Source organism: Neobacillus niacini NBRC 15566 (genome assembly GCF_001591505.1).
GTDB lineage: Bacteria > Bacillota > Bacilli > Bacillales > Cytobacillaceae > Neobacillus > Neobacillus niacini.
Window position 1 is genome coordinate 170,475 of the sequence record NZ_BCVA01000004.1, and the last position, 20,841, is coordinate 191,315.

Sequence of the window (20,841 nt, forward strand, 5' to 3'; positions counted from 1 at the left end):
ATTTTTAATAGTGATATTATTTGAAAAAAGGCAGGTATTTTGAAAGCTCTTGTTGAATTTTTTTAATAGCAAATTTTAATACAAAAGAAAGGGTGCTGCTTTCGTGCGTTTTCTTATAAGAGACAATTGTATAACTCCCCTTAAAGATAATAAAAACTCACTTCCCATCTCCCAAATCCGAACCATTCCACAGCCGGCATTAAACCCTGATTATGCCTACAACCCTAATCTCCAGAAGCTTCTTACAGGTAAACAGCTTTTGCTGGAAGACCTGCCATACTCTATTAAAGAAATCCAAGAGCATTATGAAAATGGCTATATTACTTATCGAAGCGGCATTAAATATAAAAGAAATCAACCAAGTTGTTCTCGGTGCGGCAACAAGGAAGAGAATTGGTTTGCGCATTTTCCATGTGCCAGATGCGGAGAGTTATGCGTATACTGCCGTAAATGCCTGATGATGGGAAGAATCAGTGCTTGTACTCCTTTACTTGGCTGGAACGGCCCCGCTCCAGAGCACCATTTGCCTGAAACAATTCTTGAGTGGAAAGGGCAGTTATCGTTGGGGCAGCAAACCGCCTCGAATAGAGTAGTAGAGACAGTGCAGAACATGTCTGAGCTCCTCGTATGGGCGGTTTGTGGAGCTGGAAAAACCGAGGTTCTTTTTGCTGGAATTGAATCTGCCCTTGCAGCCAAAAAGAGAGTCTGTATTGCAACGCCAAGGACAGATGTAGTCCTAGAGCTTACACCGCGGCTGAAAGCAGCCTTTCCTGGAATTAGTGTTGCTTCGTTATATGGCGGAAGTGAGGACCGCCACCTGTATGCCCCGCTTACGATCGCCACTACACATCAGCTGATGCGGTTTTACCACGCTTTCGATACGATTATATTGGATGAGGTAGATGCCTTCCCTTATACAGCTGAGGAATCTCTCCAGTATGCTGCTATACAAGCAAGAAAGCTAGAATCAGCCATGATTTACCTAACGGCTACACCCAATGAAAAATGGCAAAGGGAGTGCCGAACGGGAAGAAGAGCTTTTACGACCATCCCAGCAAGATTCCACCGTCATCCACTTCCTATGCCAGGTTTTAAGTGGTGCGGCAATTGGCAAAAGCAATTGAAAAAAGAGAAGCTGCCTGCCATTATTCTCACTTGGATAAAGGATCGGCTAGAGAATAAAAAGCAAGCTTTACTGTTTTTCCCACACATTGCCTTAATGGAAAAAGCCCTCCCCATCCTTCGAACATTAGTCCCCGAGATTGAAGCCGTTCACGCTGAGGATTCCGACCGTAAAGATAAAGTTCAAAAAATGAGAAACAAAAAGATTCCTTTATTACTAACAACAACGATTTTAGAACGGGGTGTAACATTTCCCAACATTGATGTGGCTGTTGTCGGTGCGGAAGATGACATTTTTACTGAAAGCGCACTTGTTCAAATTGCTGGAAGGGCAGGGAGGAGTAAGGATTTCCCCAATGGAGTCGTAACATTCTTTCATTATGGTAAAACGGAGGCAATGCTAAAAGCGAGAAGACAAATTCATACAATGAATCAAGAAGGAGTGAGAAAGGGGCTAATAGACGAATGAAACTATTCCCTCAAGCTCAATGTCTAATTTGCCATGAAATGATTCAGCCTGAAATGGGATGGAAGGCTATTTTTTCGGTAGAAAAAGAACTAATTTTATGTTCTACTTGTGAAAGGAAATTTGAAATGATTGAAGGAGAACAATGCAAGCTTTGCAGCCGTCCGTTTCAATTTCTGGATGAAAGGTTTCGTCATGGTGAAATATGTCATGACTGTAAACGCTGGGAGGAGGATGATGATTGGAAGGGATATCTTGATTCCAATCACTCCATCTATCTATATAACGATTTCTTTAAGGAAGTGATGGCTGCCTTTAAATTTCGCGGTGATTATGTATTGGCGTTAATTTTCGCTGAAAAAATAAAGGATTACTATACAAAGATACAGCCGGACTTAGTCGTACCTATCCCATTAAGTAATGAGCGGCTTTATGAGCGGGGATTTAATCAAGCAGCAGCACTGTTGATTGAGTCAGGTTTAACCCCAAACATATCTCTAACCCGAATCCATTCAGAAAAACAATCCAAAAAATCACGGTCAGAACGGATTCATATTCCACAGGTTTTTGAAGTTGTGGAACAAATTGAATTAATAGGAAAACATATTCTGCTCGTAGATGATATTTATACTACCGGTTCAACGCTCAGGCATGCTGCAAAACTGTTAAAAGAATCGGGAGCGAAAAGGGTTCAATCCTTAACGCTCGCACGATGACCATTATTAATACTTCATCCTTAAGGCTTTTTGAGCATTTTCCATATCATTCCCAAGTAAACGGCCTAAATCATAAGACGGATAAAGTCTATTTTTGTACATATAATTAAAAATCCGTTCATGACCTTTAATGCCAGCGTTTAATTGTTTTGTTAACACATTTCTTAAAGCAGGTGTCGCTGTTTCGGTAATGGCAACTGACAAGTTTCGGACTAAGGCTTTGGATAGACCTAAAAGGTCACCTGCATAAAAACCTACATCCTCACGATAGTCATCGTCTTCATCCCTGCCTGGGTAACCTTGAGCGGAAGGATAAAACTTTAAAAGTTCATTAATGTTATGTTCAAGCTCGTGAATGCATTTATTATAGATTTCTTTTAATTCTTGGTCTGGAACCTTTCGATACGATAATTTTAACTTCATTAAGCCCACAGATTGAAATGCTACCAGTTCGTGAAGTTCTAATGTTTCATGCCATGCGAGGGTCTTTCTATCTTGTTGTTCCATACATACTCCTCCAGTCGTTTTACATCTCACTACATTATTCCTAAGTCATAAAAGTGGTAAATTGTCCCTGATCATAATAGACTAAAGGTGTAGGATCTCTAAAAAAGGGTATATATCTGTTGTAGATTGGTTGTCACTATTTTCCCAGTGTTTTTGTCAAAATTTCGACAAAATTTTAATTCTGATTTAGCAGGATAATCAAAGGGTAAAATAGAAATGTAATACATAGGAATATAAAGGAGGAATCCACAAATGAATTATAACGTTCGTGGTGAAAACATTGAGGTAACTCCAGCAATTAGAGATTACGTTGAAAAGAAGATTTCCAAATTGGAACGATATTTCACAGAGGCACCTGAAGCAAAGGTAAATGTGAATTTACGATTCAATCAAGATAAAACATCAAAAGTAGAGGTTACCATCCCGCTTCCAAATTTAGTTCTTCGAGCAGAAGAAACAAATGTAGATATGTATGCAGGTATTGACCTAATCTCAGATAAGCTTGAGCGACAAATTCGCAAGCATAAAACAAAGGTAAATCGTAAATTCCGTGAAAAAGGTGATTTCCCGATTACGTTTGCAACTTCTGAAAATACTGAAGTTGTAGATCACGATGAAGAAGACTTAGAGCTTGTCCGTACTAAGCGCTTTGATTTAAAACCAATGGATAGTGAAGAAGCGATTCTTCAAATGAATCTATTAGGACACAGCTTCTATGTATTCAACAATTCTGAGACAAACCGTACAAACGTAGTTTATAAGCGTAAAGATGGCCGTTACGGCTTAATTGAAACACACTAATTAGATCGATAGGCGCAGTTCCGAGCAATTGGAGCTGCGTTTTTTTGATGTCCTATTATTCTAATATTTTATATAATTAGAATATAGAGTATCATGACGGAATTAGCACATTACTATGCTGGACTATAAAAAAATTTTGCTTATTACAGGAGGCTTTACTAATGACGTTTTCAATCGTAGGCTTTGATCCAATCGAAAAAGAATGGGGAATCGCCGTTCAATCTAAATTTTTAGGTGTAGGTGTAGTGGTGCCTTGGGCAAGGGCGAGTGCAGGGGCAGTAGCAACTCAATCTTATGCCAACAAAAAGCCCTTGAATTAATGGAGCAGGGGAAAACAGCCCAAGAAACGCTCGAACTGCTGTTAGCTGATGACCCAGAAAAAGAAATGCGTCAGGTTGGGCTGATTGACGCTTCTGGAAACCCAGCGACATTTACAGGAAAAGAGTGTTACGATTGGGCAGGAGGGATGACAGGCACCCACTTTGCAGCCCAAGGGAATATTTTAGTAGATGAAGAAACCGTACAAGCCATGGGACAAGTATTCACTGAAACCAATGGACCACTTGCAGAAAGACTCCTGGCTGCATTAGATGCTGGGCAGGAAGCTGGAGGCGACAGCAGAGGAAAACAGTCTGCTGCACTGTATATTGTGAAAGATAAAGGCGGTTACGGAGGCTTTAATGACCGTTATATTGATTTAAGGGTGGATGATCATCCAGACCCAATTAAAGAATTAATACGAATTTATCAGCTTCAGCAATTGTATTTTGCACCATCAAAGCCTGAGCGAATCACAGCAATTGAAGGAGAAATTAAAAATGAGTTAATTCATCATTTGAATGGGTTGTCCTATTTAAACAATGAATCACCAAGCGATGAGGAGATTTTCAAAGCCCTAACAGCCTATATTCATACCGAAAACTTTGAAATGAGAGAACAGAGTTCAGGGTTCATTGATTTAGAAGTTCTTGAGTTTATGAAAAAATCATAAAGCTTTTTCTCCTCCTAATTCACTTTAGGAGGTTTTATTTTGGCTCTGTTTTTATTTATTAGTGATTTTCGTGAAGGGGTGAGAATTAATAGGCGGAGAAATTCCGGCTATTATATATAAAGGAAGCAAAGAGGCAGATATAAGCGGAGATATTCCGGTTAACTGCTTTAAATAAGTCAAAATCAAGGAATTGGATACAATAAGCGGAGTAACTTCGCTTATTTTTAAGGTAATAGCGCTATTTCCCAATTTAAACGGAAATTCTCCGCTTATTTTCCACACACACAAAATAAACATTTAATTTTCACAGAGCCTTTATTTCAATAATACTATTTATATAATGGTAATATTGTTAATTTATTGAAATATAGTATAATAGTTGTGGATTTAAATCTAAGGGGGTAGGTACAAAGTGGGGAAAACTTATTTAAAAGTGGCAAGTGTTTATTTTACCATTGGGGTGCTGGCCGGTCTTATTATGGGAATTATTCATGATTTTCGATTCACATCTGTTCACGCACATGTTAATTTACTGGGCTGGGTAACCATGGCATTGTTCGGAATTATTTATCACTTTTATCCAAATGCTGCAAATTCAAAGCTTGCTAAAACACAATTCTGGTTACACAATATTGGGGTTCCTGTAATGCTAGGAGGGATTGCGCTCCAAATATTAGGTGTTTCCGCAGCTCTTTTACCAACCATCATTGGTTCATTGGCAGTGGTAATTGGCGTTATCTTATTTATGGTCAATGTATTTAAATATGTTGGAAAAGACTCAAATTACGATTCTGATAAAAACGTATCTCTATAAATGAAAGAGGGACAGCAAATTGCTGTCCCTCGATTGTTTTTATTTGCCTGCACCATGGCAGTTTTTATATTTCTTTCCGCTGCCGCAGTAGCATGGATCATTGCGGCCGATGTCCAATTGGTTTACTTTTGGTTTCTTTTTAACAGCTTCTCCGTCTTCTTTCGGATTCACAGCCTGTCCTTTTGCAACCTCTTGACGCTCAAGGTTGTTGCGAATTTCTGCCTTCATAATATACATTGAAGCCTCTTCTTCAATAGAGAGAACCATTGCCTCAAACATTGCAAAGCCTTCATGCTGGTATTCACGAAGAGGGTCGATTTGTCCGTAAGCACGAAGGTGTATACCTTGGCGAAGCTGATCCATTTGGTCGATATGGTCAATCCACTTGCTATCAACAGCACGAAGAGTAACAACTTTTTCAAATTCGCGCATTTGCTCTGGTGAAAGGATTTGTTCTTTTTCGTCGTAACGTTCTTTCACCTTTGCGAAAATCGCTTCGGCCATTTCCTTTGGATCTTTACCTTTTAATTGTTCGACAGTAATGTCACCCTCATGAAGCAGGTTAGCATTTACGTAATCGATAATCCCCTGAAGGTTCCATTCTTCTTCATCCTCATGCTTATTCGCATGTGCTTCAACATTTCGCTGGATGGTTGAGAGAATCATTTTTTCAACAATTTCACGCAGGTTTTCAGATTCTAAAACTTCGTCACGCTGTGTATAGATAATTTCACGCTGTTGGCGAAGAACGTCATCATATTGTAAAAGCTGTTTACGAGCGTCGAAGTTATTGCCCTCTACACGTTTTTGTGCAGATTCAACTGCTCTTGAAACCATTTTACTTTGAATAGGCTGTGTATCATCCATTCCAAGGCGCTCCATCATGGCTTTCATGTTGTCAGAACCGAAGCGGCGCATTAGTTCATCTTCCATTGATAAGTAGAACTGAGTTACCCCAGGGTCTCCTTGACGACCGGAACGTCCACGAAGCTGGTTATCGATCCTTCGGCTTTCATGACGCTCAGTACCGATTACCGCAAGACCTCCTAACTCAATAACACCTTCTCCAAGTTTGATATCTGTACCACGTCCAGCCATGTTTGTTGCAATTGTAACAGAACCTTTATGACCGGCTTCAGCAATAATTTCCGCTTCACGCTCATGGTTTTTCGCGTTTAAGACATTATGTTTGATTCCTTTTTTTAATAAATATTTAGAAATAAGCTCAGATGTTTCAATGGCCACTGTACCCACAAGTACTGGCTGTCCCTTTTTATTGCGCTCAGCGATATCCTCAACAACGGCACGGAACTTGCCGTCCATGGAAGCATAAATTAAGTCTGGGCGGTCATCACGGGCAATAGGTCTATTGGTAGGAATCACAACAACGTTCATATTATAAATATTACGGAATTCTTCCTCTTCCGTTTTCGCTGTACCAGTCATACCAGCTAGCTTTTCATACATACGGAAGTAGTTTTGGAAGGTAATCGTCGCCATGGTCATACTTTCGTTTTGAACTTCCAGCCCTTCTTTTGCTTCAATGGCCTGATGCAAACCTTCACTATAGCGACGGCCTTTCATTAAGCGTCCCGTAAACTGGTCAACGATGACAATTTCACCATCTTGAACAACATAATCAACATCTAAATGCATGCTGACATTTGCCTTCAAAGCTTGGTTGATATGATGGTTTAAGGTTACATGTGAAATATCAAATAGATTTTCTATCCCGAAAGCCCGCTCTGCTTTGTTGATACCATCTTCCGTAAGCATGACGCCTTTTGTTTTTTCGTCATAGGTAAAATCTTGATCTTTTGTCAGTGTTCGAACAAATGCATTTGCTTGAATATAGAGTACAGCTGACTTTTGAGCAGAACCGGAGATAATTAACGGTGTACGTGCTTCATCAATTAAGATCGAGTCAACTTCGTCAATGACTGCATAGAACAGAGGACGCTGTACTTTTTGTTCCTTATAAAGGACCATGTTATCCCGTAAATAATCGAAGCCAAACTCATTGTTTGTACCGTAGGTAATATCACAGGCATATGCTTCTTGTTTTTCTTCCTTCGACATGCTGTTTAAATTTAATCCAACTGTTAGTCCCAGAAATTGATATAATTGTCCCATTTCATTCGCGTCACGGCTAGCCAAGTATTCGTTGACGGTAATAACATGAACACCTTTTCCAGAGATAGCATTTAAGTAAACAGGCATGGTAGCAGTTAAGGTTTTACCTTCCCCGGTCTTCATCTCAGAAATATTTCCTTCATGGAGAGAAATTCCCCCCATTAATTGGACACGGTATGGATATAATCCAAGTACCCTGCGTGCTCCTTCACGAACCACTGCAAAGGCTTCTACTAGCAGATCGTCAAGTGTTTCACCTTTTTGATAGCGAAGCTTAAACTCTTCTGTTTTTTCACGGAGCTGGTCATCACTTAATCTTTCTGTTTCTTGGGCAAGTGCATCAATTTGGTTTGCCATTTTGTCCAGTCTTTTCAGCTCGCGTTTATTAAGGTCAAATACTTTATTTAAAATCCCCATCATATGATGAAACGCTCCTTTATGTCTGATTTTCATATTTAATAAATTCGCTTTATATTCCCAATAATCCTATCAAAAGTATCGTTAAATATCCTTTATATCTTACCACTTCCATAATAGAGTGACAACATTGTTACCGTTTTAGCCATATTTACAAAAGTGAATCTTTGAGGTCCACCGTTTAATTAAAAATTGCTTATTTCAATTTTGTCAAATTTTTGTATGCAAATTCAATTCGAGTTTCTGGATGAAGGAGAGTAAATGATGAATTAATATACATGTTTTTGAGTAAATATAAAACGAAGCGGAGGTTTACAACTTGATTGTAATGTTAAATAAAACCTAACTTATCAACGTTTATATGTTGTTATTAGTAAAAAAGTCACATGGTGATAGTGTGAAAAATTATTCACAAATTGTACATTGGAAAATACTTTTACAATGTTAGATACTACCAATAGAGAGGTTAAACTTAGATAAATATAGAGAGATAAAAATTAAAAATGGGAAGGGTGAGTCAAGTGGCTTTTTGGGGGAAGAAAGATAAAGAGAAACCCGAATCTAGAGAGAGTAAAAAGAAGCCTGGACTTTTTCGTAGACTTTGGCAGAAATTAAGAAACATAGACTGGAAAGATCCAGTTACAAGATGGAAAGCATTATTCGTCGCCCTAATAGGGTCTGTTGTCATTTTTGGGGGAGGATACGGAGTTATATCATTCACCAACTCTCCATCATTCTGTTCTAGCTGTCATGAAATGGCTCCAGAATATACTACATTTACAGCAAGCTCACATAGTGAGATCTCCTGTGTACAGTGTCACATAAAACCTGGATTCGTAAACATGATGACACACAAAGTCATTTCATTAAAAGAAGTCTATCATCACGTAATGGGTATACCTGAACAAATCGTTCAAACCGAGCATGAGGCAGTGTCTGATGAAAACTGTCTTCAATGTCACTCTAAGAATCGACTTGTATCAGCTTCAGGTGATCTAATTGTAAATCATAAAGGACATATTGAAGAAGGCGTCCCTTGTATCAGCTGTCACGCAGGTATAGCACACGCAAAAATTGCTGCTCGTGGTATCAACACTGAGGAAGTTCGCGGCCACTGGACAGAAGAAGTTGCACAGCAAATGATGGAAAAGAAATACTTGGCTCCTAATATGGGAACATGTATTGATTGTCACGATAAAGTAAACAACGGTGAAAAGCCTTGGAAAGATGTAGCGTATCTTGTACCGCCAAATCCGGAGCATCTTGAAGAAGCAGCTAAGGAAACATCAAATGCAGTAAAACATGAGGTTAATACTGAAGAAGAAGCAAAAGAAGCAGTTGCGAAGCATGACGAAAAAACACAAAAAATTATTTTAGAAGCACTAGGGAAACAACAAAAGGACGTTAAGATTTCAATGGCATGTGAAACTTGCCATGAGCAAGTAAAAATTCCGGAAAATCACAAAGTTACTGATTGGAACCAAAATCACGGCGGCACTGCATTAAATCAACTTGATCAATGCGTGGACTGTCATCAGGATTCAAAATGGTTTAGAGATATACCGAAAGAAGACCTTGTCTCACTATTAAAAATGGCAGAGGCTGAGGAAGGACAGAAAGACCATAAATATCAACCGAATATTACAGTTGTAAGAGAACAAGCTAGAATTAATAAGTTCTGTAGTGCGTGTCATACAGAACGTCCTGAAAGCCATGGAGAAAGTGATCAATATTTGACTTCTCATGCTAGCAGAGCGGTAACAGCAGATCAAAAAGCAGAATGCTTTGTCTGTCACGACCGTGAAGAACCAAAAGCTGGCTCCAAAGATGTAAAAGCACCAACAGATGTTTATTGTCAATATTGCCATAGAACTGGCTTTAAAGATGATGTGAAAAACTAGAATAATATTCTGGAGGGACGCTTTTATGAATGAAGAAAAAGAACAGCTGTCGGCCCCTCCCCGTTCACGGATAAGATTATATAAGATTATGACTCTAACAGTGTTGTTTCTAGCCCTTTTTTTTGCTCTTGGAGCGTTTGGGCTAGAAGCAACATCTAGTTCAACATTCTGTTCATCATGTCATGAGATGAAACCTGAATACTATACGTGGAAGGCTTCTTCGCATAGTGAAATAGATTGTGTTAATTGTCATAATGAACCAGGGATTAAGCAGACAGCAAAGGATAAAGCCGATTTAATCGTAAAGGCTGTTAAGAAAAATTATAACGAAAGTGCAGCCCCAATTCGAATGCCAAAAGAAATACCAGATAGCGCATGTGAAAAGTGTCACAATGTTCTTCAGCGAGAATTTACTGTTTCGGGAGATATTATTATTCCCCATGACAAACATAAAAACAAAGAAATTGAGTGTATTCAATGTCATAACGGGGTAGCGCATGGAGAAATAGCAGACCGAAAAATGACTTACCAAACCGATTATGCAAAATGGGACAGTAAAACAGGTGCACTAGCAATGTCTGATTTGAAATTCACCAGTCCGGATATGGACACATGTATTGACTGTCATAAAGCTCGTAAAGTAACAACAGAATGCTCTGCCTGCCATTCAACTGGAATGGTACCAAAGAGTCATGAAAAAGCAGATTTTAAAACAGCCACACATGGAAAGCAAGCAGCAGAAGATTTAGAAAAATGTCACCTGTGTCATAAAGACATGTCTACAAAAAAAGTAGAAGGTTATGATGAGGTTTCTGTTGTTACCAGTTTCCTTAATGAAAAACAACCACTAGGAGCTCAAAAGAACCATTATGATTATGCAAGAGATAATACCTTTTGCCAGGATTGCCATAATAAACGACCAACAAGCCATGATAGCAACTTTTTTGGTGAACACGGGTCTGTTGCAAACAAGAATCAAGAATCATGTAAAGCGTGCCATGATGTGAAAAAGTCAAGCACACCTGGTGAAAATCAAGTCAAATGCTCATCATGTCATCCTAGCAAACATAGTCAAAAACAAAATTGGAAGGTGAACCATCCTATTTCGTTGGAGGGTGTTAAGAGACCTTCTGAGACATGCTACAAGTGTCATGCCCAAAAAAGCTGCACAACATGTCATAAGGAGTAACTAAATTATCTATCCAAATAATATTTTCCTTTGATATGGTGCTTTATGATTTTCGAATTTCCATCTAATTTATCAAAGGCAAAGCAGAAAAAACTAAGAAATACGAGGTGGATATATATGGAGGCTAAAGAGCTGCCAATCAATCCAGAACCAGAAAAGAGCGAAAGAACGGAAAAGTTAAAGCAAAAGAATAAGTATTTTACAAAATTACAAGCTTTTATCCTCATTGCTTCTACTTTAATCGTATGTGTAGGCGGAGGCTATTATATAAGTGATCAATATTTATGGTCTAGTAAAGACCAAGAGAGAATTGAGGAACAACTAGATTACTATAAAAATTTAGTAGACGCAGAACCTAATAATCCAGAGCACCGAGTAAATTTAGGTTACACCTATTTTGTAACAGGTGATAACGAAGAAGCTATTAAACAAATGAAAATAGCTACGGATCTCGATAAGAAATATTTTGGTGCCTATTTTAACCTAGGACTTGTATATATCGATGAAGAAAGATTCAACGATGCCCTAAAGCAGGCACAAAAAGCAGTCGAATTAGGACCAAAGAATTTCAAAGCACATTTATTGCTGGGTATGGTTTATCGTGAATTAGATATGTATAAAGAAGCGACAGAGTCGCTTAGAGAAGCTCTTACGTTAAATAAAACAAACACTGATGTTATCACGGAAATTGGCAGAGTAGAAGAAGATCAAGGCAATTATAAAGAGGCTGAAAAATTTTTCAAAGAGTCTTTAAGCTATGATCCACTATATAAACCTGCTTCTGAAGCATTAGAGAGAATTGCTGGCAAAGACAACAAATAGAAGGAGTTGACCACACTTGAAAAAGAGAAATGTTTATTTATTAATGAGTAGTATTGTGGCACTTTCCGTTGCCTTTTTTGCAGCAATCTATTTCTTTAACTTAGAATCAAAAATAAAACCAATAGTTGCAAAAGTGGACCAAGGCGGAACGCCGGTTTTTACCAATGCTTTATATGGGGATTTCAACCAACCTCTTTCTAAACCAATGGATGTTACCAAAATTGATGAATTAATTTATGTTAGTGACACAAGTAATAAGCAGGTGCAGGTATTTGACCAATCCGGTACACCTGTTTTGAAATTTGGAAAAGAAGGTACAAAAGAAGGAGAATTTAAATTTCCATATGGAATTGCAGGGGATAAGGAAGGAAATATTTATGTAGCCGACCTATACAATGCAAATATTTCTATATTTGATTCAAAAGGCAAGTTTATTAAATATTTTGATGATAAGGAAAAAGCCCTCAAATCACCTGGAGGGTTACGCATATTCAAAAATAAGCTATATGTTACTGATATCAAAGCAAATAAAGTATATGTCTTTAATCTAGATGGAAAGAAAGTAATGGAAATTGGCGGTCCTGGTGCTGACGAAGGAAAATTTATTGCACCAAATGCAGTGACGGTAGATGATGATGATCAAATTTATGTTACAGATTCAGGGAATAATAGAGTTGAAATTTTTGATAAAGATGGAAAGTTCATCAAAATTATAAATGGATCAGAAGATGGAAAAGGCGCGTCTACCTTCTTAAATCCAAGAGGAGTCGCTGTCGATTCAAAGGGAAATGTTTATGTAGTAAATAATCTTGCACATAATATTTCAGCTTTTGACAAGGATGGAAAACCATTATTTGAATTAGGTGGAATGGGAACTGAAAATGACAAACTTTACCTTCCGAATGGTCTGTTTATTGACGATAGAGATACATTATTCGTGACAGATACAATTAATCAAAGAGTATCAGTTTTCTATTAAATCTCCTACCTTTTAAAGGAGGTGATACCAGGAAGAAAGTATTCACCTTTCAGCACCAAGTAAAACTAAAAAGTATAAAGAGAGAGTAAAAGAGAAAGAGAAACTAGGGAGGTTTTAAGAAATGAGCAAGGTGAAATTAGGATTTTCAGCGCTTTTTATGCTTCTTTTGTTAAGCATGTTCAGTGCGGTGGCGTTTGCGGAAGATGGAGTGCCTCCTACTTCTACTAACCCAGGACCTGGCATTCATGTTGGCGATATTGATAACTTCGGTAAACAAAGTACACATAGAACACATGGTAATTTCCAAAACAATACTAACTCTTGTGCAAACTGTCATAGTACGCACAACGGGGAAGATGAAATGTTGTTAATGAAAGATGGAGAATACGAACTTTGTATGTCTTGCCATGATGGAACAATGGGCTTTTATGATGTAACTGCTCCAAGTGGTGCAGGAACTTTTGATGATTCTCACTTAAGTTCTTCTATGCACAATGTTGATTCAGATTTAACAGTTGGAAGTGCTCCTGGTAAATTTGCAAGTAAGTCAGGCGACACTGCTGAATTAGAATGTTCAAGCTGTCATAACCCACACGGTTCTGCTAATGACCGCTTATTAAATGAAACTGTTGCCGGTAAAGTTTTTGCTACTTCTTCAGTAGGAGGAGTACCTACTCCTGTCCCAACAGGAACAAAGACTATTACTCTTGAATTAACGGATGATCCTGCTTTTGTTGAAATTAACGCACTAACAGGTACTGGCGGATTGAAAATTACAAAATCCAATGGTCCAAAGGGATTAGCTGGCTACAATACTGTAAACGATAAAATTTACTATTCTCAATTTTGTGGCGCTTGTCATGATGATTATTTTGCAAAGAGAAATGTTGGTTCATCTACTAATCCTATCCCTGGTAAACCAAGCACAGGTTCACCAATTACAGCAACCCACACACATGATACGTATACACACACAACCAATAGTGCTAGCCAAGGTAGAAGTTGCGCAGCATGTCACTATGCGCACGGTACCGATGCGACTACTATGAGGGATGCAGCTGGAAGAACTGTTACTGATTTACTACAGCTAAAAGATGCTGAAGGCAATGCTTTATTCCCAACTCAAGAAAAAGCTGAAAAATACATGACAGACATAAGTGAAAAAGGCTCATCATTAAAGAAATTTACAAACATGGCAGTTTGTTTTGCTTGTCACGGACCTAACATTGCAAAAGGCCAAATCGATCCACAATTCTTAAATGGGTCAAACCAAATGCTTGGAAGACAATTTATTAAATAATCCTAACAGCTGAATTTTTAATTAATCTCTTAGATTAAGGTAGCAACAATTGTTTGCTATCTTTTTCTAAGCAGTAATTGAACAGGTGATAGCTTTAAATACTATCATTAATTATTTAAATTTGAATAGGACAAAAACCAACCAGTTTTACCTCCCAATGGTTGATTTTTGATTATATAGTCTTTTTTGAACCGCTAGTGTAAATCATTATATGATTTGATTTTTCCTTTAAGGAGGTGGTGACTAAAAGAAATATATTTATAGTAGTTTCTCAGTCAGATAAAAAAAGAAAAAGAGAGAGAAGAAATTTGGGAGGTTTTTAGAAATGAGCAAGTTAAAAATTAGCTTTTCTGCTTTGTTACTGCTTGTTTTAGTAGGTATGTTTGCTACTTTTGCAGCTGCAGAAGAACCGCCATTTACACCTACATCAACTAACCCAGCACCTGGTATAAATGTTGGGGATATTGATAACTTTGGTAACCAAAATACACACAAGACCCACGGTAATTTCCAAAATAACACTAACTCTTGTGCTAACTGTCATAGTACGCACAACGGGGAAGACGAAATGTTGTTAATGAAAGCTGGAGAATACGAACTCTGTATGTCCTGCCATGACGGAACAATGGGTTTCTATAACGTTAAAGAAGCCAGCGGTGCTGGAGTATTTAATACTTCACATGAAGATGCCACTATGCACAATGTGAATTCTAACTTGGCAATTGGAAGTGCACCTGGTGCTGCCGTTAATACTTCTACTGCTGAATTAGAGTGTTCAAGCTGTCATAACCCACACGGTTCAGCAAATGACCGTTTATTGAATGAAACTGTAATGGGTAAATCTTATGCTTACGATGTTACAGGTAAAATGGGATCATCTCATGGACCGAGCTTTACTAAATCAACTGTGATTCCTACGGGACAACAAGCCATTAAGCTTGTATTAAAAGAAGATCCAGCTTTTGCAGAAATAAACAATGCAACAGGTCTTTCTGGATTGAAAATTACAACATCCATGGGTCCAGATGGAGCTAGAGACAGAATGAACTACAGTAATTTCTGTTCAGTATGTCATGACAATTATTTAGCATCAAGAACAGCTAAGAAGCCAAATCTTGACAATGGCGGTAAAGAAGAAGGAGTTTACACTCATACTACAAACAGCCATAAAGGCGGTAGAAACTGTGCTTCTTGTCACTACGCCCACGGAACTGATAACACGACTTTGATGGACTCATCAGGAAGAACAGCTGCTGAGTTAGTTGCAGATGGAGTTATCGCTGCTGATAAAGCCGAAAGCTACATCAAGGATGTAAGTGTAAAAGGAACTGCCCTCAAGAAATTTACTAATATGTCTGTATGTTTCTCATGTCACGCAGGTGATGGTGAAAGCTTAGGCGGACCAGATGCAGCTGGCAAAAATGCAGCTGGTGCACCTGATACTCCACTTTACAAATATACTGCACCAGATGGTTCACAACCTGGATGGGATGGAACGACTAACTGGAGAACTGCAACTTACGATCCTGCATTTGCTGAGGAACTTCAACACATAATTGAAGCTTATGATGCCAAATATGGTAACTAAGAACTGATCAAAAAGACAAGGTAACAACTTAGTTGTTGTTGTTACCTTGTTTTGATTAGTTATAAACGGATTCGAAAAATACTAAATCATTGTTTTTGGAACCCTATTAGATTCGAATAATAGCAAAAAACGATCAACCTCCTCCCGCTGGTGCGTTTTTTGAAAAGATAGAGTAAAAGTATTAGATAGTTAAGTGATGAATCGCACCTTTAAGGGGGTGGTGAAAAAAGAAAGCCTACATACATTTTTATAACCATATAAAAAGAGAGAAAAAGAGAGAAAAAGAGAGAAAGAAATTTGGGAGGTTTTTAGAAATGAGAAAGTTAAAAATTGGCTTTTCAGCTTTACTAATGCTTATTTTAGTAGGCATGTTTGCTACTTTTGCTTCTGCAGAAGAAGTCTACAAACTACCATCTAATGTTGGAACTGTGGATAACTCAGGAAATACTAATACACATAAAACACATGGTAATTTCCAAAACAACACAAACTCTTGTGCAAACTGTCATAGTACGCACAACGGGGAAGATGAAATGTTGTTAATGAGGAGCGGAGAAAAAGAACTTTGTATGTCATGCCATGACGGTACAATGGGTTTCTATGACGTTACTAAAGCTAGCGAAGCTGGTGTAATTGATTCTCATGAAATGAGTGCTTCTATGCACGACGTTGATTCAGACTTAGCAGTAAAAGCAGCTCCTGGTGCATTAAAGAATACATCGACTGCCACTTTTGAATGCTCAAGCTGTCATAATCCACACGGTTCAGCTAATGACCGTTTATTAAAGGAAACAGTTGCAGGTAAAACATATGCTAATACTTACAAAGTAACAATCGTTGGGTATGCTGAAACAATTGAGAAAACTCCGCTTGCTGTAGGAAATAAAGCTATTAAACTTAATTTAATAGAAGACAATTCTACTCCTGAATTACAAGCTATTAATAATAGTGCAACACTTTCTGGATTAAAAATTTACAAATCAAATGGTATTTATAATGCAGCAACTGCAGATGTAACAAAAGAAAAAATGTATGATTACAAATTGAATTACTCAGAATTCTGTGCAGCCTGCCATGATGACTACCTAAAAAATAGAGAAAATGGCCCTAGAGATGCTAAAACAGCAGATGGTCATGACTTATATACACATACAACAAGCAGCACTAAAGCAGGTAGAAGCTGTACAGCATGTCACTTTGCTCATGGTACTGATATTAACTTATTACGAGACACTGCTGGTAAAACAATTGCTGACTTACAAAAGCCAGTTGATCAAGGCGGAAAAGACTGGACTGAGGATCAAGCTAAGGCTTACATGAAAGAAGTAAGTGATAAAGGATCTTCATTAAAGAGATTTACTAATATGGCTGTATGTTGGGCATGCCACCAATCTACACACCAAATTGCAAATACTCCAGGTACCACCAATTATCCGAATACTACGGATTATAAAAATTACCTAGTTCCTGGTGGAGATTATTCAGGTAAATCTTTAATTAAGTAATAAAAAAGCTAACAAATAGCCCTACTATTTGTTAGCCTAACGAAATACCATATAAAACAAGGTGGCAATATCACTATTGTTACCTTGTTTTATTATTGCACCAGGTATATGAAATGTCAAAAAACGTTAACTTAACTCCGATAATTAATGTTAATTCAGTTGATATAATTAAATTAAATAAAAAAGCTTATATTATGTAAGCAATAGAAAAGGATGAATACCGTGAAGAGGATGAACTTCGAACGAAAATTAATTTCATGTATTGTCATGTGGAGCGTGATATTTGGTTCCTTCCTTTCCTATTCACCTGAAACACGTGTATTTTCAGCAACGGGTGTACCAGAAATAACAATCATGTCTCCTAGTGGAGAATCAGTATTTACTAATTCAAAGGTTGAATTCACTGGAAAAATTTCAGATGATTTATCTCCTCCAGACAAGCTTTTAATAAAGGTTTTTGAGCATACAACAGATTCTGATCAAGCCATTGATATTACCAATGGAGGACAATTGACGCTAACACCTAATGATCAATTTGCTACATTTTCTTATTTGAAAGATTTTAGTGAAGGAGTTCACAATGTTACCTTTATTGTTACTGATGGGGATGGACTTAGTAGTACTTCAGCACAAACATTTACTGTTGAACTCTCTGAAACTGCTGAACAGACAACTAATACAAGTAAGACATCACTTACTCAAACTTCTGTGGAAAAGACAGAAAGTCAATTAATGGTGGTTACACCGGAAGTAAACTCCCTTACTGCAGGTGAAATTGGCCAGCGTCCTTATATGTCAAATATGTTTCTAATTCCTAGAGGAGCAGAAGGTGAGTATAATCCTGACAAAGTTCCTAACAACTACCTACCAGCAGATGATATGACAAGGGTACCATTGGATTCTCAAATATTGCTTGATATTAGAAGTGTGTTGCCATTTAATCCAACACAACCTTTGATAACATTTTTTGGAGATAGCACAGGGAAGGAGAAGTTAGTTAAAACATTTGCCCTTCCTGGTGGAATCACTTCTTATATATATATATTTACACCTGAAAAAGAAAATCTTGACCCAAGTAAAGCTTATTATGTTTATCTAAACCCTAATGAACTTATTCCTAGATTGCTAAAATTTACTACTGTCAGTAACAATTATGAAAATTATCAATTTGATGCTGATAAAGGGAACGTGGATAGGGAGAAAGACTATATTCATGGACCTTATTCTGTAGTGACCAATACATGCTCCTTCTGCCACAGTACACATAACGCTACTAGCCAAATTCTTGAAGGCGGTAAATATGGAACTGTCTCAGGAACGAATAATTTATGTATGGCATGTCATGACGGAACGAATGGCACACCAGAATTGGAAAGTAATTATGCTACAAATAAACATAATCAAGTTCCAGATGTTTCTTGCACAAGCTGCCATGATCCACATAACCCAGGGACAAAAGAAAACCCTAACAGCCTGCATACAACTTATAAAAAAGCTAGTACAGCAACCGGACAAGTAAATGATTTTTCGTTATGTTTTACTTGTCATAACAAGGATGAAAATGCAAATATTCAACAGTATTATCAAAATGAAACATTTACTAGTCAATCAGGCCACAATATTACAGCTACTAGTGACAGCGGTAGTAAGTTAAATGGACAGTTTCCATGTGCAGAATGTCATGAAACGCACGGTTCAAGTAATATTAAGATGTTAAGAACCAATCTAGGAAATGTTAAAATAGAGGACCCTAAATTACTTTTTGAATCAAAAAGTGTAAATTGGGATGCACTAGATGAGCGTAATTTCTGTTTGAAGTGTCATAACAATTCAACTGCCATTTTTGGTAAAGCAAGTACATTTAAAGATAAAAATGCAGTTGGGGAGCAGATTTCTGGACATCAAACGGAAGATAAACAAAGTTGTGCATCTTGTCACGGTGGTACTTCACAATCTTTTATTGAATCAGCGCATGCACCTAAAAGGGGAATTCATGTAACTATACCATAAAGACGAGAGGACAAAGCCTCTCGTTTTTTATATTTTTTGATAAAAAACTATTACTTAACCTGTTGATAAATCGAATAAGTATGTAGATATGTGGATAATGTTTTGTGAAAATTTCGTTAAAACTTGCCGATATCCTTACTTATCAACATAAAATTCTGAAAATTCGCTCCTAGTAGTTCTTGGTATGTGATATTATCCACAGGATAAATCGTTTGTTCTCGTGACAATCCTTCATTATATATTTGATTTTTGAAATTTCCCCTATAAACAGTCTATAATAGATAAGGAACAAACGAACGGGCTATGTCATAAGCTAGAAACTGACCGTAATTTTTATAGAGGTGAAGAAAATGGAATTAGCAGAAATTCGAAATGAACTTGAAAAAACAGCTAAACGTTTAGCGGACTTTAGGGGGTCTCTTTGACCTTGAAAATAAAGAAGCACGTATAGCTGAACTTGATGATCAAATGCTTCATCCTGATTTCTGGAATGACCAGCATGCAGCTCAAACTGTTATAAGTGAAGCTAATGCACTAAAGGATCAAGTAAATGAGTTTACCCAGATGTTTGAAACGTTTGAGAATTTAGAAGTGAGCTACGAGCTTGTCAAAGAAGAAAGCGATGCGGAATTACAGTCCGAGCTTGAAGAAGAATTAACAACCTTGACTTCAAGACTTAATGATTTTGAACTTCAGCTGCTGCTAAGTGAAGAGTACGATAAACACAACGCAATCTTAGAATTGCACCCGGGTGCAGGTGGAACCGAGTCACAAGACTGGGGATCTATGCTGCTGCGTATGTATACGCGGTGGGCGGAGAAAAAGGGCTTTAAGGTGGAGACGCTTGATTATCTTCCAGGCGATGAAGCAGGGATTAAAAGTGTAACCTTGGCCATAAGGGGACATAACGCATACGGTTATTTAAAAGCGGAAAAAGGTGTTCACAGATTAGTGCGGATTTCACCGTTTGACGCTTCAGGACGCCGCCATACATCGTTTGTATCGTGTGAAGTCATGCCGGAATTTAATGATGAAATTCAAATCGATATCCGTACAGAAGATCTTAAAATAGATACCTATCGTGCCAGTGGTGCTGGTGGACAGCATATCAATACAACTGATTCCGCTGTGAGGATTACCCACACACCAACGGGGGTTGTGGTTACGTGCCAATCCGAACGTTCGCAGATTAAAAACCGTGAATCAGCAATGAAAATGCTGAAAGCCAAGCTTTATCAACGAGAAATTGAACAGCAGGAAAAAGAGTTACTCGAAATCCGTGGTGAACAAAAGGAAATTGGGTGGGGAAGCCAAATTCGTTCATATGTTTTCCATCCTTATTCTATGGTTAAAGATCACCGTACAAATACCGAAAGCGGAAACGTTCAGGGAGTTATGGATGGGGACTTAGATCCATTTATTGATGCTTACCTGCGTTCAAGAATTTTATAATAAAAACGATTAGCCTTTGCCATCATAGTGGCAGAGGCATTATTTTTGTAATAGTAATTATTCCTTCATTAAATTCTTATAATAACAAATACTATAGAATATTTAACCCTTTAATGCGTTATCTGAAT

General features: G+C 37.7%; 15 protein-coding genes and 1 pseudogene. 14 read left to right on the forward strand and 2 right to left on the reverse strand.

What is annotated here, in order from left to right:
* The first annotated feature begins 103 nt into the window (after nt 1–103).
* Both BANA01_RS05535 and BANA01_RS05540 read left to right on the forward strand, forming a co-directional pair.
* Nucleotides 104–1,591, forward strand: a complete 1,488-nt coding sequence (locus BANA01_RS05535) for an ATP-dependent helicase ComFA (RefSeq protein WP_063252009.1) — start codon at nt 104–106, stop codon at nt 1,589–1,591.
* Complete coding sequence (locus BANA01_RS05540) at nt 1,588–2,304, forward strand: ComF family protein (protein WP_063252010.1); 717 nt, start codon at nt 1,588–1,590, stop codon at nt 2,302–2,304. Before BANA01_RS05535 ends, BANA01_RS05540 begins: the two co-directional genes overlap by 4 nt.
* Nucleotides 2,305–2,310: 6 nt before the next feature.
* Here the strand turns inward: BANA01_RS05540 and BANA01_RS05545 are convergent, their stop codons facing one another.
* Entirely contained in the window at nt 2,311–2,811 is a 501-nt protein-coding gene (locus BANA01_RS05545; protein WP_063252011.1) for a spore coat protein, read from the reverse strand.
* Nucleotides 2,812–3,063: 252 nt separating this feature from the next.
* On the opposite strand from BANA01_RS05545, the gene hpf reads away from it, so the two are divergent.
* The 3 genes and pseudogenes from hpf (at nt 3,064) to BANA01_RS05560 (ending at nt 5,417) form a co-directional block, all read left to right on the forward strand.
* Nucleotides 3,064–3,612: a ribosome hibernation-promoting factor, HPF/YfiA family gene (gene hpf / locus BANA01_RS05550; RefSeq protein WP_063252012.1), complete on the forward strand. Its 549-nt coding sequence runs from the start codon at nt 3,064–3,066 to the stop codon at nt 3,610–3,612.
* Between the two features lie 161 nt (nt 3,613–3,773).
* Nucleotides 3,774–4,603: pseudogene (locus BANA01_RS05555) on the forward strand (DUF1028 domain-containing protein).
* A gap of 412 nt (nt 4,604–5,015) precedes the next feature.
* Entirely contained in the window at nt 5,016–5,417 is a 402-nt protein-coding gene (locus BANA01_RS05560; protein ID WP_063252013.1) for a cbb3-type cytochrome c oxidase subunit I, read from the forward strand.
* Nucleotides 5,418–5,456: 39 nt separating this feature from the next.
* Here BANA01_RS05560 and secA read toward each other — a convergent pair whose 3' ends face one another.
* Nucleotides 5,457–7,970, reverse strand: a complete 2,514-nt coding sequence (secA, locus tag BANA01_RS05565; protein WP_063252014.1) for a preprotein translocase subunit SecA — start codon at nt 7,968–7,970, stop codon at nt 5,457–5,459.
* A gap of 500 nt (nt 7,971–8,470) precedes the next feature.
* Here secA and BANA01_RS05570 point away from each other — a divergent pair, with 500 nt between their 5' ends.
* The 9 genes from BANA01_RS05570 (at nt 8,471) to prfB (ending at nt 20,713) form a co-directional block, all read left to right on the forward strand.
* Nucleotides 8,471–9,868 (forward strand): cytochrome c3 family protein, encoded by a 1,398-nt coding sequence (locus BANA01_RS05570; RefSeq protein ID WP_235847069.1) that lies wholly within the window; start codon nt 8,471–8,473, stop codon nt 9,866–9,868.
* Between the two features lie 25 nt (nt 9,869–9,893).
* Nucleotides 9,894–11,057, forward strand: coding sequence for a NapC/NirT family cytochrome c (locus BANA01_RS05575; protein WP_063252016.1), 1,164 nt, complete (start codon nt 9,894–9,896; stop codon nt 11,055–11,057).
* 117 nt (nt 11,058–11,174) lie between these two features.
* On the forward strand, nt 11,175–11,879 hold the full coding sequence (locus tag BANA01_RS05580; protein ID WP_063252017.1) for a tetratricopeptide repeat protein: 705 nt from the start codon (nt 11,175–11,177) through the stop codon (nt 11,877–11,879).
* Between the two features lie 16 nt (nt 11,880–11,895).
* Complete coding sequence (locus tag BANA01_RS05585) at nt 11,896–12,858, forward strand: 6-bladed beta-propeller (RefSeq protein ID WP_063252018.1); 963 nt, start codon at nt 11,896–11,898, stop codon at nt 12,856–12,858.
* A gap of 121 nt (nt 12,859–12,979) precedes the next feature.
* On the forward strand, nt 12,980–14,158 hold the full coding sequence (locus BANA01_RS05590) for a cytochrome c3 family protein (protein WP_063252019.1): 1,179 nt from the start codon (nt 12,980–12,982) through the stop codon (nt 14,156–14,158).
* Between the two features lie 325 nt (nt 14,159–14,483).
* Nucleotides 14,484–15,746 (forward strand): cytochrome c3 family protein, encoded by a 1,263-nt coding sequence (locus BANA01_RS05595; protein ID WP_063252020.1) that lies wholly within the window; start codon nt 14,484–14,486, stop codon nt 15,744–15,746.
* 314 nt (nt 15,747–16,060) lie between these two features.
* Complete coding sequence (locus BANA01_RS05600; protein WP_063252021.1) at nt 16,061–17,251, forward strand: cytochrome c3 family protein; 1,191 nt, start codon at nt 16,061–16,063, stop codon at nt 17,249–17,251.
* Nucleotides 17,252–17,518: 267 nt separating this feature from the next.
* Nucleotides 17,519–19,261, forward strand: a complete 1,743-nt coding sequence (locus BANA01_RS05605; protein WP_169803651.1) for a cytochrome c3 family protein — start codon at nt 17,519–17,521, stop codon at nt 19,259–19,261.
* A 350-nt stretch (nt 19,262–19,611) separates the two neighbouring features.
* Nucleotides 19,612–20,713, forward strand: a protein-coding gene (gene prfB / locus BANA01_RS05610; RefSeq protein ID WP_157411729.1) for a peptide chain release factor 2 whose coding sequence is annotated in 2 segments (ribosomal slippage) — nt 19,612–19,683 and nt 19,685–20,713 — 1,101 coding nt in all. Because the reading frame shifts where the segments join, the coding sequence is not laid out codon by codon here.
* Nucleotides 20,714–20,841: the final 128 nt, after the last annotated feature.

Coding starts and splice junctions, on each gene's coding strand:
- BANA01_RS05540 (WP_063252010.1), top strand. CDS start 1,588: ATGAAACTATTCCCTCAAGCTCAATGTCTAATTTGCCATGAAATGATT.
- BANA01_RS05545 (WP_063252011.1), bottom strand. CDS start 2,811: ATGGAACAACAAGATAGAAAGACCCTCGCATGGCATGAAACATTAGAA.
- hpf (WP_063252012.1), top strand. CDS start 3,064: ATGAATTATAACGTTCGTGGTGAAAACATTGAGGTAACTCCAGCAATT.
- secA (WP_063252014.1), bottom strand. CDS start 7,970: ATGATGGGGATTTTAAATAAAGTATTTGACCTTAATAAACGCGAGCTG.
- BANA01_RS05570 (WP_235847069.1), top strand. CDS start 8,471: ATGGGAAGGGTGAGTCAAGTGGCTTTTTGGGGGAAGAAAGATAAAGAG.
- BANA01_RS05575 (WP_063252016.1), top strand. CDS start 9,894: ATGAATGAAGAAAAAGAACAGCTGTCGGCCCCTCCCCGTTCACGGATA.
- BANA01_RS05580 (WP_063252017.1), top strand. CDS start 11,175: ATGGAGGCTAAAGAGCTGCCAATCAATCCAGAACCAGAAAAGAGCGAA.
- BANA01_RS05590 (WP_063252019.1), top strand. CDS start 12,980: ATGAGCAAGGTGAAATTAGGATTTTCAGCGCTTTTTATGCTTCTTTTG.
- BANA01_RS05595 (WP_063252020.1), top strand. CDS start 14,484: ATGAGCAAGTTAAAAATTAGCTTTTCTGCTTTGTTACTGCTTGTTTTA.
- BANA01_RS05600 (WP_063252021.1), top strand. CDS start 16,061: ATGAGAAAGTTAAAAATTGGCTTTTCAGCTTTACTAATGCTTATTTTA.
- BANA01_RS05605 (WP_169803651.1), top strand. CDS start 17,519: ATGTGGAGCGTGATATTTGGTTCCTTCCTTTCCTATTCACCTGAAACA.